This is a genomic window from Massilia timonae CCUG 45783 (assembly GCF_000315425.1).
In the GTDB taxonomy this organism is placed as follows: domain Bacteria; phylum Pseudomonadota; class Gammaproteobacteria; order Burkholderiales; family Burkholderiaceae_D; genus Telluria; species Telluria timonae.
On sequence record NZ_JH992922.1, the window covers coordinates 2,054,753 to 2,068,736 of the forward strand.

General features: G+C 65.4%; 7 protein-coding genes. All 7 read left to right on the top strand.

The genetic code is table 11. From position 1 onward, the window contains the following. Positions 1-64 precede the first annotated feature (64 nt). Complete coding sequence (locus tag HMPREF9710_RS08680) at positions 65-1,576, top strand: tryptophan halogenase family protein (RefSeq protein ID WP_005665630.1); 1,512 nt, start codon at positions 65-67, stop codon at positions 1,574-1,576. Between the two features lie 441 nt (positions 1,577-2,017). After that, positions 2,018-4,687: a TonB-dependent receptor gene (locus tag HMPREF9710_RS08685; protein ID WP_005665632.1), complete on the top strand. Its 2,670-nt coding sequence runs from the start codon at positions 2,018-2,020 to the stop codon at positions 4,685-4,687. Between the two features lie 213 nt (positions 4,688-4,900). Next, entirely contained in the window at positions 4,901-6,730 is a 1,830-nt protein-coding gene (locus HMPREF9710_RS08690) for a DEAD/DEAH box helicase (protein WP_005665634.1), read from the top strand. 281 nt (positions 6,731-7,011) lie between these two features. Next, positions 7,012-8,346, top strand: coding sequence for an MFS transporter (locus tag HMPREF9710_RS08695; RefSeq protein WP_005665636.1), 1,335 nt, complete (start codon positions 7,012-7,014; stop codon positions 8,344-8,346). Between the two features lie 146 nt (positions 8,347-8,492). Continuing rightward, entirely contained in the window at positions 8,493-10,124 is a 1,632-nt protein-coding gene (locus HMPREF9710_RS08700) for an alpha-D-glucose phosphate-specific phosphoglucomutase (protein WP_005665637.1), read from the top strand. 25 nt (positions 10,125-10,149) lie between these two features. Then, entirely contained in the window at positions 10,150-11,832 is a 1,683-nt protein-coding gene (locus HMPREF9710_RS08705; RefSeq protein WP_005665639.1) for an alpha-amylase family glycosyl hydrolase, read from the top strand. A gap of 249 nt (positions 11,833-12,081) precedes the next feature. Then, entirely contained in the window at positions 12,082-13,929 is a 1,848-nt protein-coding gene (locus tag HMPREF9710_RS08710) for a putative bifunctional diguanylate cyclase/phosphodiesterase (RefSeq protein WP_229409752.1), read from the top strand. Positions 13,930-13,984 lie beyond the last annotated feature (55 nt).

Sequence of the window (13,984 nt, forward strand, 5' to 3'; positions counted from 1 at the left end):
TGCAACCCTCGCGGCCCCCGGCCCCGGGGGTTGTTTTTCGTTGGAAGAGACTAGGGCACAAAATATGGAAAACCAGGCAATCAAGGACATCGTGATCGTCGGCGGCGGCACCGCCGGCTGGATGACGGCGGCGGCGCTGTCGAGCATGCTGAACGGCCGCTACCACATCCGGCTGGTGGAGTCGGATGAGATCGGCATCGTCGGCGTGGGGGAGGCGACGATCCCGATGATCCAGCGCTTCAACCGCGTGGTCGGCATCGACGAGAACGAATTCATGCGCGAGACGATGGGCAGCTTCAAGCTGGGCATCGAGTTCGTCAACTGGGGCCGGATCGGCGAGCGCTACATGCACGGCTTCGGCCGCATGGGGCAAGACCTGGCCACCGTGCCGTTCGAGCAGTACTGGCACAAGATGCGGGGTCTAGGCAAGGCCGCGCCGCTGGAGGAATACTCGATCACGCGCATGGCGGCCAAGGCCGGCAAGTTCATGCCGGCGCGCCAGGACGTGCCGAATTCGCCGCTGCGCGACATCGCCTACGCCTACCACTTCGACGCCAGCCTGTACGCGAAGTACCTGAGAAAGCTGTCCGAGGCGCGCGGCGTGGTGCGCATCGAGGGCAAGATCGCGCGCGCCACCCGGCGCGAGCCGGACGGCTTCGTCGATGCGGTCGAACTCGACAACGGCCAGCGCATCGAAGGAGAATTGTTCATCGATTGCTCGGGTTTCCGCGGCTTGCTGATCGAGCAGGCGCTCGAGACCGGCTACGAGGACTGGACCGGTTGGCTGCCGGCCGACCGCGCGCTGGCCGTGCCCTGCGAATCGGCGCCGGCCATCACGCCGTTCACCCGCGCCACCGCGCACAAGTCGGGCTGGCAGTGGCGCATCCCGCTGCAGCACCGCACCGGCAACGGCCATGTGTATTGCAGCCGCTTCATCAGCGACGACGAGGCGGCGGCGACGCTGCTGGCCAACCTCGACGGCCGCGCGCTGGCCGAGCCGCGCCTGATCAAGTTCCAGACCGGGATGCGCAAGCGGGCCTGGAACCGCAACGTGGTGGCGATCGGCCTGTCGAGCGGCTTCCTGGAGCCGCTCGAATCGACCAGCATCCACCTGATCCAGTCGAGCATCGCGCGCCTGGTCGAGCTGTTCCCGGACCGCCGCTTCAGCGACGTCGACCGCGACGAGTTCAACCGCCAGTCGCGCTTCGAGTACGAGCGCGTGCGCGACTTCATCATCCTGCACTACCACCTGAACCAGCGCACCGACTCGGCCTACTGGACCGAGTGCGCGAACATGGCGATACCCGACACGCTGCGCCAGAAGATGGACCTGTACCGCTCGCGCGGGAAGGTCGTGCGCGTCGATAACGAACTGTTCTCGGAAGTCGGCTGGCTGCAGGTGTTCGAAGGGCAGAACATGCCGCTCGACGGCTACCACCCGCTGGCCGATACCCAGTCCGAGGCCGACATCGCCGAGTATATGGAAAGCGTGCGCGAGGTGATCCGCAAGTGCGTGGACGTGATGCCGTCGCATGACGAGTACATCGCCAGGCATTGCGCGGCGCGCAAGGCCTAGATTTTCTTCAAGCCGGCAACACCAGGTGGCCGCCTGATTGGGCGGCTTTTTTTCGTCTGTATCCAGCCCGGGCCGACGGTCGACCGTCTATTTGTAGCAAATTTTCAGTGTTCTACCAGCAATCCAAACGATCTGAATGATTTACTACGAGATATGCACCACGATGGTGCATTGTGGCAATTCCATGCTGGTTTTTAGGGCATTTGTAGCGCGACTACAGAATCGATGAATTGCCATGTAGCTCATAAACAACGGAAAAACCTTGGATTTACGGCCTGTTAGGCAAAAACGTGCCATGATCATTGCTGCAAGTAACTCCCGTTGACAGTGCATCTAGTTTTAATACAGAATCCCGGCCAACGTTGATTTTGTCGCAAAAAGCCGATCCCGGCCGGCCGACGGGCTGTTTTCGGGAATACATCGTTCTATCTGAGGGGACACATGAAAAACATCGCCACCAAGCGTGCCGCATTCCAGCTGAGCCCGGTTGCCGCCGGCTGCGCCATCTTCGTCACCGTCCTGGCCGGCAGCGCCCACGCGCAAACCGCCAGCACCGGTGAGACCGCCAACCTGAACCCGGACGCGCCCGTCACCACCGTGACCGTGACCGGCATCCGCCGCGCGATCGAAGATGCGATCGCCGTCAAGCGTGAATCGACCGGCATCGTCGAAGCCATCTCTTCGGAAGACATCGGCAAGCTGCCGGACGTGTCGATCGCCGAATCGCTGGCCCGCCTGCCGGGCCTGTCGGCCCAGCGCGTCAACGGCCAGGCCCAGTCGATCAGCATCCGCGGCACCTCGGGCGACCTGTCGACCGCGCTGCTGAACGGCCGCGAGCAGGTCACCACCAGCTCGGACCGCACCGTCGAATACGACCAGTACCCGTCGGAACTGATCAGCGCCGTCACCGTGTACAAGACCGGCGACGCGGCCGTGATCGGCCAGGGCCTGTCGGGCACGGTCGACCTGCAGACCATCAAGCCGCTGTCGCTGCGCGAGCGCGTCATCACCGTCAACGTGCGCGGCGAAAAGAATTCGAAAGGCTCGATCAGCGCCGGTTCGCCGGACACCGGCAGCCGCATCAGCGCTTCCTACATCGACCAGTTCGCCAACCGCACGCTCGGCGTGGCGATCGGCTATGCGCGCCAGGACAAGCCGAACGTGCACCAGCAGTTCGAGACCTGGGACTGGGTGGACGACACCAACGTCGTGCCGGGCTCGACCGTCAAAGTGCCAAAGGGCATGAAGTCGATGGCCACCACCGGCGACCAGGTGCGCGACGGCCTGATGGGTGTGCTGGAATGGCGTCCGAACCGCAACTTCAGCTCGACCTTCGACGTCTATCATTCGCGCTTCGACCAGGAAGAAATCCGCCGCGGCATCGAAATGCCGCTGAAGGACGACGGCGAAGTGCGCTTCTCGAACGCGACCGTGGTCAACGGCACCGCGATCGCCGGCACCGCCAACAACGTCAATCCGGTCGTGCGCAACAACCGCATGACGCGCGACGACAAGCTGACCGCCTTCGGCTGGAACAACCGCTACAGCAGCGGCGACTGGGTCGGCATCATCGACATCAGCCGCTCGAAGGCTGACCACAAGGAAGAGCTGATCGAGATCAACGCCGGCCGCGCCGTGCGCCAGACCCTGGACTACAGCTACAACGGCGGCACCATTCCGCAACTGTCGCTGTCGGGCGTGTACGACGATCCGTCGCAGATCGCCATCGGCGGCCAGTTCGGCGACGGCTATGTCAACGCCCCGAACATGACCGACAAGATGACGTCGTTCCGTGTCAGCCTCGAGCGCAAGTTCTCCGACGGTCCGTTCAGCAGCCTGGAAGTCGGCTACAACCACTCCAAGCGCGAGAAGGAGAAGGAACACCTGGAAACCGGCTTCACCAAGCTGGGTGACGGCACCTTCGCGCCGGGCGTGCTCAACGGTGTGCAGGACCTGTACGCGCTGCAGAATGCGCTGAGCTGGGACATCGACGCGGTGCTGGCGAATAACTTCGGTCCGTTCACCCCATCGGTCCTGGTGCCATGGGGCGCGACCAAGAACTGGTCGATCGAAGAAAAGGTCAAGACCGGCTACGCCAAGCTGAACATCGACACCGAACTGATGTCGATGCCGCTGCGCGGCAACATCGGCATCCAGGTGATCGACACCGACCAGAGCTCGACCGCGAACACGCTGCGCGCCTGGCCGTTCGCCGACCTGGTGCCGCTGACCGACGGCAAGAAATACACCGACTACCTGCCGAGCGTGAACCTGGCCTGGAGCCTGCCGGACCAGCAGTTCATCCGCTTCGGCGCCGGCAAGACCCTGGCGCGCGCCAAGCTGAACCAGCTGAACGCCGCGCTGGAAGTCGGCCTGACCGCGCAGACCACCGGCACCCCATGGGGCAACGGCGGCAACGCCCAGCTCGATCCATGGCGCGCCAAGCAGGTCGACCTGTCGTACGAAAAATACTTTGGCAACAAGGGCTACATCTCGGCCGCCGGCTTCTACAAGGACCTGTCCTCGTATATCTACAGCGTGACCGTGCCGCGTGACTTCTCGGAGTTCAACCTGCAGGGCGCCCTGACCAATATCGGCACCATGACCCAGCCGATGAACGGCGAAGGCGGCACCCTGAAGGGCCTGGAGTTCGCGGCCTCGACCCCGCTGGACATGATCCACCCGATGCTGGACGGCTTCGGCATCACCGCCAACGCCTCGTTCACCAACAGCGAGATCTCGATCGTCGACCAGCGCTTCGGCAGCCTCGGGATCCCGCTGCCGGGCCTGTCCAAGCGCGTGTTCAACGTCACCGCCTACTACGAGAAAGACGGTTTCTCGGCCCGCGTCAGCCAGCGCTACCGCAGCGACTTCGTGGGTGAAATCGGCGGCATCGGCGGCGCAACCGAGCTGACCTACGTGAAAGCTGATAAAGTGGTCGACCTGCAACTGGGTTACGACTTCAAGCAGATCGAAGGCCTGTCGGTGCTGTTCCAGGTGAATAACCTGACCGACACCGCCTTCCGCAGCTACGCCGGCACCGAAGACCGTCCGCGCGGCTACAGCAAGTATGGCCGCCAGATGCTGCTCGGCCTGAACTACAAGCTGTAAGCAATACACTGGTTGAACGGCACGCCGCCCAGCGCGGCGTCTGCCAGCCCTTGCAGGTTTCGCCTGCAAGGGCTTTTTGTTTTTTTCGGATTCTGTGGTTTTGCCTCATAATCCACGCCTGTTTAGTCCACGCAGCGCCCTATTTAGCGCCTTGCGCGGGGCGACGGTGTAAACTATCGCTTTCGTTTCTACTTATTTAAGAGCAACTCCTTTATGTCTGACACCCCAATCCCATCGTTTTCCGACCTCAATCTTTCGGCGCCTGTTCTGAAAGCATTGAAAGACGTCGGCTACGAAACGCCGTCGCCGATCCAGGCTGCCACCATTCCTTTGCTGCTGGAAGGGCGCGACGTGTTGGGGCAGGCCCAGACCGGGACCGGCAAGACCGCGGCCTTCGCGCTGCCGATCCTGTCGAATATCGACGTCAAGAAAACCGCTCCGCAAGCGCTGGTGCTGGCGCCGACGCGTGAACTGGCGATTCAGGTCGCCGAGGCCTTCCAGAGCTACGCCGCCCACATCAAGGGCTTCCACGTGCTGCCGATCTACGGTGGCCAGAGCTATGGTCCGCAGCTGTCGAGCCTGCGCCGCGGCGTGCACGTCGTCGTCGGCACTCCGGGCCGCGTCATCGACCACATCGAGAAGGGCTCGCTCGACCTGTCGCAGCTGACCACCCTGGTGCTGGACGAAGCCGACGAAATGCTGCGCATGGGCTTCATCGACGACGTCGAGCAGATCCTGCAGCAAACCCCGGAAGGCCGCCAGACCACGCTGTTCTCGGCCACCATGCCGCCGGCGATCAAGCGCATCGCCAAAACCTATCTGCGCGATCCGGCCGAGGTCACCGTGGCCGCCAAGACCGGCACCGCCGACAATATCAAGCAGCGCTACTGGCTGGTGGCCGGCATGCACAAGCTCGACGCGCTGACCCGCATCCTCGAGGCCGAGCCGTTCGACGGCATGATCATCTTCGCGCGCACCAAGCTGGGCACCGAGGAACTGGCGACCAAGCTGCAGGCGCGCGGCTTCGCGGCCACCGCCATCAATGGCGATATGGCCCAGCAACAGCGCGAGCGCACCATCGAGCAGCTCAAGAACGGCAAGATCGACATCCTGGTGGCGACCGACGTCGCGGCGCGCGGCCTCGACGTCGAACGCATCAGCCACGTGATCAACTACGACGTGCCGTCCGATCCAGAGAGCTACACGCACCGCATCGGCCGCACCGGCCGGGCAGGGCGCAGCGGCGACGCGATCCTGTTCATCACCCCGCGCGAGCGCGGCCTGTTGAAAGCCATCGAGCGCGCTACCCGCCAGCCGGTCTCGCCGCTCGAGCTGCCGACCATCAAGGCGGTCAATGAAGTGCGCATTACCCGCTTCAAGGACCAGATCCGCACCACGCTGGCCGAGGGTGGCCTGGACGTGTTCCGTTCGCTGATCGAAGACATCGAGCGCGACGACAATGTGCCGGCGATCGATATCGCGGCCGCGCTGGCCAAGCTGGCGCGCGGCGACGAGCCGCTGCTGCTGACCAAGCCTGATCGCGAAGCGCGTCCCGAGTTCGTGCCGTCGCAGCGCGAGTTCGGTGGCGGCGCCCAGGAACGCGCGCCGCGTGCGCCGCGCGGCGACTGGGAAGAGCGTCCGGCGCGTCCCGCACGCGAGCCTGGCTTCAAGAAAGAGCGCGTGATGCGCGATCCCGAGCCGGGCATGGCCACCTTCCGCATCGAAGTCGGCTTCGCCCATGGCGCCAAGCCGGGCAATATCGTCGGCGCGATCGCCAACGAAGCCAATATCCCGTCCAAGCATATCGGCCGCATCGAGATCTATGACGATTACTCGACCCTGGATCTGCCGGACGATATGCCCAAGGACCTGGTCGAGCACCTGAAGACCATCTGGGTCGCGGGCCGCCAGCTGGCCATCACGCGCGACGGCGAAACCCCGGCTACGCCGCCGGCCAAGAAGCCATATGCCGCGAAGGGCGTCGAGCGTCGCCTGGGTGAAAAGCCGACCGCGAAGAAGCCGCATCGCAAAGGTCAGGCGTAACCATGTAGTCGAACAATCGCGCTCGCTGTTGTTTGACTACAAAATTCTTCCCTGATGCTGAGTTGTCGTGGTGTCCTCACTATGAGGACACCACGATTGACACTCAGAAACCACCATGTTATTTTGCTACAGATACGCTGGCCGGACTGTAGTCGTCCTTTTTCGTCCCTTCCGGCCTCGCACCGCATCCTGCACAAGGCACTGACGGCACGCTTTTAGCGAGCGGCCGTGCAATCACACACGAGAGAAGCCCGTTTGCCGGGCCAGATTGGGGACACACAATGGATATGCAATCGACCGTGGGGAAGCCGCGCCTGTCGTTCTGGCAGCTGTGGAACATGAGCTTTGGTTTCTTCGGCATCCAGTTCGGCTTCGCGCTGCAGAACGCCAATACCAGCCGCATCTTCGCCACCCTTGGCGCCGATCCCGACAACCTGGCCCTGTACTGGCTGGCGGCGCCGGTCACGGGCCTGCTGGTCCAGCCCATCATCGGCTACCTGAGCGACAATACCTGGCACCCGAAATGGGGCCGCCGCCGTCCCTTCTTCTTCATCGGCGCCGTGCTGGCGGCGATCGCGCTGTTCCTGATGCCTAACTCCACCGCGCTGTGGATGGCGGTTGCCGTATTGTGGATGATGGACGCGGCCATCAACGTGTCGATGGAGCCGTTCCGCGCCTTCGTGGGCGACAAGCTCGACCCGGCCCAGCAGACCGCGGGCTACGCGATGCAGACCTTCTTCATCGGCTGCGGCGCCGTCATCGCCTCGCTGCTGCCGACCTTCTTCGAGAGCATGGGCGTGTCCAACGCCGCCGTCGGCGGCGTGATCCCGGACACCGTGCGCTACTCGTTCTACGCCGGCGGCCTGGTGTTCTTCCTGGCCGTGAGCTGGACCGTGCTGTTCGCCGACGAACTGCCGCCGCCCGACATGGACGCCTTCCACAGGGAGCGCAAGGCCTCGCGCGGCGTGGGCACGATGTTCGTCGAGATCCTGGGCGGCTTCGGCAAGATGCCGCGCACCATGGTGCAGCTGGCCTTCGTGCAGTTCTTCACCTGGATCGCGCTGTTCGCGATGTGGATCTATACCGGCACCGCGATCGCCGACAACGTCTACGGCACCACGGATGCGCAATCGAGCGCCTACCAGGACGCCGGCAACTGGGTCGGCATCATGTTCGCGGTATACAGCGGCGTGTCGGCGCTGGCCGCCTTCATCCTGCCGGTGTTTGCCCGCGCCACCTCGCGCAAGATCGTGCACGCGACCTGCCTGGTCATCGGCGGACTGTCGCTGGCCAGCATGTTCCTGATCACCGACAAACAGATGCTGGTGCTGCCGATGATCGGCATCGGCATCGCCTGGGCCTCGATCCTGACCATGCCGTACGCGATCCTGGCCGGTGCGTTGCCGGCCAAGCGCATGGGTTACTTCATGGGCCTGTTCAACTTCTTCGTCGTGATCCCGCAGATCGTCAGCGGCCTGCTGCTGGGCAGCATCACCAAGCACCTGTTCGACGGCCATGCGGTGCTGACCCTGGTGCTGGGCGGCGGCTGCATGCTGGTCGCGGCGCTCCTGACCCTGTTCGTCACCGACAAGGCGGCGCCGGTCTCGAAGGCCTGATCCAGGCGGATTCCGCCAACCACCCGCCCACGCGCGCCGTCATTTTTGCGGCTGTCGTATCGTAATGTTTTACTAACATATTCGCCCTGACCAGTCCTGGTCGGGGTGACTATGTGAGCGCAAACTTACCCAGACAGGAGCACAGCATGACCATCCAGACCGTCGCGACCACCCCGTTCGCCGGGCAGCGTCCCGGCACCTCGGGCCTGCGCAAGAAGGTGACCGAGTTCCAGCAGCCCGGCTACCTCGAGAATTTTGTCGAATCCATCTTCCTGACCCTGGGCGAAGGCAAGTGCCGTCACCTGGTGGTGGGCGGCGACGGCCGCTATTTCAATCGCGAGGCGATCCAGACCATCCTGCGCATGGCCGCCGCGCACGGCGTCGAGAAGGTGCTGGTGGGCCGCGGCGGCATCCTGTCGACGCCGGCCGTGAGCTGCGTGATCCGCAAGCACGCCTGTCATGGCGGCATCGTGCTCTCGGCCAGCCACAACCCGGGCGGGCCGGATGGCGACTTCGGCATCAAGTACAACATCGAGAACGGCGGCCCGGCGCCCGAGAAGATCACCGACGCGATCTACGAGCACACCAGGGCGCTGACGCAGTACCGCATCGTTGATGCGCCGGCCGTGGACCTCGACCGGCTGGGCACGACCCGCATCGAGAACATGACCATCGAGGTGATCGATCCGGTCGCCGACTACGCCGAGCTGATGGGCCGCCTGTTCGACTTCGATGCGATCCGCGCGCTGTTCGCCAGCGGCTTCCGGATGCGCTTCGACGCCATGCACGCGGTCTCGGGGCCGTATGCCAGGGCGGTGCTCGAGGACATCCTGGGCGCGCCCGCCGGCACCGTGGTCAATGGCCAGCCGCTGCCTGACTTCGGCGGCGGCCATCCCGATCCGAACCCGGTCAATGCCGCCGACCTGGTCGCGGCGATGGCGGCGCCGGATGCGCCCGATTTCGGCGCGGCCTCGGACGGCGACGGCGACCGCAACATGATCGTCGGGCGCGGCATCGCCGTCACGCCCTCGGACAGCCTGGCCATCATCGCCGCCAACGCCACCGTGGCGCCGGGCTACGCCGACGGCGTCACGGGCATCGCACGCTCGATGCCGACTTCACAAGCGGCCGACCGCGTCGCCGAGGCGCTCGGCATCTCCTGCTTCGAGACGCCCACCGGCTGGAAGTACTTCGGCAACCTGATGGACGCCAACCTCGCCACCCTGTGCGGCGAGGAGAGCTATGGCACCGGCTCCATCCACATCCGTGAGAAGGATGGCCTGTGGGCCGTGCTGTTCTGGCTCAACCTGCTGGCCGTTCGGCGCCAGTCGGTCGGGGAGATCCTGCGCGCGCACTGGGCCCGCTTCGGCCGCAACTATTATTCGCGCCACGATTACGAGGCGGTCGACGCCTCGGCGGCGGCCGCCATGATGGATGCGCTGCGCGCGCGCCTGCCCGAGCTGGCGGGCCAGACGCTGGACGGCCACCACGTGGCGCAGGCCGACGACTTCGAATACAACGACCCGGTCGACAATTCGTGCTCTACGGGGCAGGGCGTGCGCATCATCATGAGCGACGGTTCGCGCATCGTGCTCCGGCTGTCCGGCACCGGCACCGAGGGCGCCACCGTCCGACTCTATCTCGAGCGCTACGAGGCCGATCCGGCGCGTCACGACCTGGACACCCAACAAGCCTTGCAGGGCTTGATCGCGGTTGCCGAGAGCGTGTCCGGCCTGCGCCGGCGCACCGGCCGCAACGAACCCACCGTCATCACCTGACACCCACCCACCTACAGGAAACCGCATGAAATTACCCGTCCTTGCCGCCTCCATGCTGATCGCCTTCGGCGCGCTGTCGTCCGTCTCGTCCGCCATCGCACAAACGAAAGCGCCTGCCGGCAAACCCTTCGTCTGGGAGAACGCGACCGTCTACTTCCTGCTGACGGACCGCTTCAACAACGGCAATCCGGCCAACGACAAGGCGTATGGCCGCAAGGACGATGCCGCGACGATGCGCGGCTTCATGGGCGGCGACATCGCCGGCATCACGGCGAAGATCAAGGAAGGGTATTTCAACGACCTGGGCGTGAACGCGATCTGGTTCACGCCGGTCGTCGAGCAGATCCACGGCTCGACCGACGAGGGCACCGGCAAGAGCTACGGCTTCCACGGCTACTGGGCGAAGGACTTCACCGCGCTGGACGCGGCCTTCGGCACCGAGGCCGAGCTCAAGGAGCTGGTCGACACGGCGCACGCGAACGGCATCCGCATCGTGTTCGACGTGGTGATGAACCACACCGGGCCGGTGACGAAGCAGGATCCGGTGTGGCCGGCAGCGTGGGTGCGCACCGGCCCGCAGTGCACCTACAAGGACGCGCGCACCACGATGGATTGCACGCTGGTGGCGAACCTGCCGGACTTCCTCACCGGTAGCAATGCCAACGTCGAGCTGCCGCCGCAGCTGGCGGCGAAATGGAAGAAGGAAGGGCGCTACGAGCGCGAAGTCAAGGAACTGGACGACTTCTTCAAGCGCACCGGCTATCCGCGCGCGCCGCGCTACTACCTGATGAAGTGGCATGCGGACTGGGTGCGCAAGTACGGCATCGACGGCTTCCGCGCCGACACCGTCAAGCATACCGAGCCCGGACTGTGGAAGGAACTCAAGCAGGAAGCCAGCCTCGCCTTCGAGGACTGGAAGCGCGCCAATCCGAAGCAGCGCCTGGGCGAAGACAAGTTCTGGATGGTGTCCGAGGTCTACAACTACGAGATCAAGCACGCGCGCAAGTTCGACCTGGGCGGCGGCGAGGTCGTCGATTACCTGGATCAGGGCTTCGACAGCATGATCAGCTTCAGCCTGCGCAGCGACGCCAGGCAGCCTTACGAAAAGATCTTCTCGGATTATTCGAGGATCCTGCAAGGCGAGATGAAGGGCTATTCGGTCCTGAACTACATCAGCTCGCACGACGACGGCAGTCCCTTCGATCCGCTGCGCGAGCGCCCGTTCGAATCGGCCAACAAGCTGCTGCTGGCGCCGGGCGCCGCCCAGATCTACTACGGCGACGAGACCGCGCGCATCCTGCGCGTCGAAGGCGCCGAGGGCGACGCCACCCTGCGTTCGTTCATGAACTGGGACGAGCTGAAATCGAACGCGGAACGTGGCATGCACCGCGTGGCCGACATCCGCGCGCACTGGGCGCGCCTGGGACGCTTCCGCGCCGCCCACCCGGCGGTCGGCGCAGGTGCGCACCAGATGATCAGCCATAGCCCGTACACCTTCAAGCGCACCTGGGAAAAGAATGGCGTGAGCGACCGCGTGGTGGTGGCGCTCGACCTGCCAGGAGGCCAGCCGGCCACGATCCAGGTCGGCGGCGTGTTCCACGACGGCGCCACGGTGCGCGACTGGTACACCGGCAAGACCGCCGTGGTCAAGGGCGGCAAGGTGCGCTTCGACACCGCCGCTCCGGTGGCGCTGATCGCCCAGGACTGATGTTGGCATCGCGGCGCACGGCGGCGACTGTGCGCCGTGCGCCAATTTGCTATCCCATGTCATGCGACCCGCATGATTTCCTGCCGCGCGGAATTCCCGGCCGCGCCGCGCTGCCTCTGAGCGAACACTGCTAAGCTGCTAATACATTCATGTTTTGCGGACCAGCCGCCGATGAGCGTGCGGCCGCAGCGCGTCAATGCCGACCGACGCGAGAGGGGAGAGAACATGCGCAGCATGAGCAGAGCAAGAATGATTTATCGCCTGGTGCGGGGGCGGGCGCGCCTGGAGGTGAAGAACGTCGCGCCGCAACCGGGCCTGCATGCGCTGGGCGGCGAGGACGGCGACGAAGTCCTGACCGAATCGCCCGACCCCAAGCTCGACTACATCACCCGCCTGGCCGTGCAGGCCAGCGGCGCCGAGATCGGCGGCATCAGCCTGATGTTCAAGTCGCGCATCTGGCTGCCGTCGCACATCGGCATCCAGGGCAGCTTCCTTCCGCGCGAAGGGTCGTTCTGCGACCGCGCCCTGGACGTCGGGGGCGACTGGTTCGAGGTGCCTGACGCCAGCCTCGATCCGCGCTTCGCGGCCAATCCGCTGGTGGCCGAGCCGCCGCGCTGCCGTCACTACGCCGCCGTTCCGCTGCGCGGCGAGAGCGAGCACCTGCTGGGCAACCTGTGGGTGATGAGCGCCAGCGCGCGCACGCTCGACGTCGCCCAGGCCGCCCAGTTGCGGCTGCTGGGACGGATCGCGGCCGACCTGCTCGAACTGCGCTACTGCGATCCGGTCACCGGCATGTTCAACCGCGCGGTGTTCCTGCACCACCTGCAACGCGTGCTGCTGGAAGAAGAGGGCGCGCTGGTCACCGTCGGCATGGTCGACCTGATCGGCTTTCGCCAGGTGAATGACCTGTTCCGGCGCGAGACGGGCGACCGCATCCTGCGCCTGATGGGCAAGCGCATCGAGGACTGGGCCGACGGCGCGCTGCTCGGCCACCTCGGCGCCGACCAGTTCGCGTTCGCCCTGCTCGCGCGCCCCGAGGAGATCGACGCCCATCTCGCGCGCCTGTGCGCCGCCATCGACCAGCCCTTCGAGGTGGAGCCGGGCTGCATGCACACCCTGCATGCGCGCATCGGCATCCGGCGCCAGGCCTTGCCGTGCGAGGAAAGCGCCGACGGCTTGCTGGATGCCGCCGACATCGCGATGTCCTCGATCCGCCAGCAGCAGGGCGCCAGCGTCGTGCACGAGTACGATGCGGCGCTGATGGCGCGCGCGCGCCTGCGGTACGAGTTGCGCGAAGCCATGCGCGGCGCGCTGCGTTTCGGCCGCCTCGAGGTGCATTACCAGCCCCAGGTCGACGTGGCTCATGGACGCCTGATCGGGCTGGAGGCCCTGGTGCGCTGGCGCCATCCGGCCTACGGCCTGGTGGGCCCGGGGATGTTCGTGCCCCAGGCAGAGAGTTCGGGCCGCATCTTCGAGCTCGACATGCACGTGCTGGACCTGGTCTGCCGCGACCTGATGGCCTGGCGCGCGCGCGGACTGGCGACGCCGCCGGTGGCGCTGAACTTCTCGCGCGCCTCGCTGATGCACACCCAGGTCTTCGCGCGCCTGGCCGAGATCCTCGAGGCCACCGGCGTGCCGGGCGAGCTGCTCGAATTCGAGGTCACCGAGAGCCAGCTGCTCGACTCGCCGACGCTGCTGCACCAGCGCATCTCGGCGCTGCGCGCGCTCGGGGTGCGGGTCGCGGTCGACGACTTCGGCACCGGCTACTCGAACCTGGACGCGCTCACCAGCTTCCCCTTCGACCGGCTCAAGGCCGACCGCCGCTTCGTGCACGGCGTGGCGAGCGACGCCCGCACCGCCGGCGTGTTCGCCCTGATCCAGGGCATCGCCGCCGTGTTCGACGCCGAGCTGCTGTGCGAAGGCCTGGAGGACGAGGCCGACCTGTCCTGGCTGGCCGAGCGCGGCGTGCACTGCGTGCAGGGCTGGTACTTCAGCCGCGCGCAGCCGGTGCAGGCGATCGAGCGCATCCTGGGCCGCTTCCAGGAAGCGCAGGACGCGCCGCTGTCGGTGCCCGAAATGCGCGCCTTGCTGGCCTGAGTTTCTGCATATCGAATCGGTGGCGATCCGGGTTAGACTGGTGGTTCCGTCAACT

Coding starts and splice junctions, on each gene's coding strand:
- HMPREF9710_RS08680 (WP_005665630.1), top strand. CDS start 65: ATGGAAAACCAGGCAATCAAGGACATCGTGATCGTCGGCGGCGGCACC.
- HMPREF9710_RS08685 (WP_005665632.1), top strand. CDS start 2,018: ATGAAAAACATCGCCACCAAGCGTGCCGCATTCCAGCTGAGCCCGGTT.
- HMPREF9710_RS08690 (WP_005665634.1), top strand. CDS start 4,901: ATGTCTGACACCCCAATCCCATCGTTTTCCGACCTCAATCTTTCGGCG.
- HMPREF9710_RS08695 (WP_005665636.1), top strand. CDS start 7,012: ATGGATATGCAATCGACCGTGGGGAAGCCGCGCCTGTCGTTCTGGCAG.
- HMPREF9710_RS08700 (WP_005665637.1), top strand. CDS start 8,493: ATGACCATCCAGACCGTCGCGACCACCCCGTTCGCCGGGCAGCGTCCC.
- HMPREF9710_RS08705 (WP_005665639.1), top strand. CDS start 10,150: ATGAAATTACCCGTCCTTGCCGCCTCCATGCTGATCGCCTTCGGCGCG.
- HMPREF9710_RS08710 (WP_229409752.1), top strand. CDS start 12,082: ATGATTTATCGCCTGGTGCGGGGGCGGGCGCGCCTGGAGGTGAAGAAC.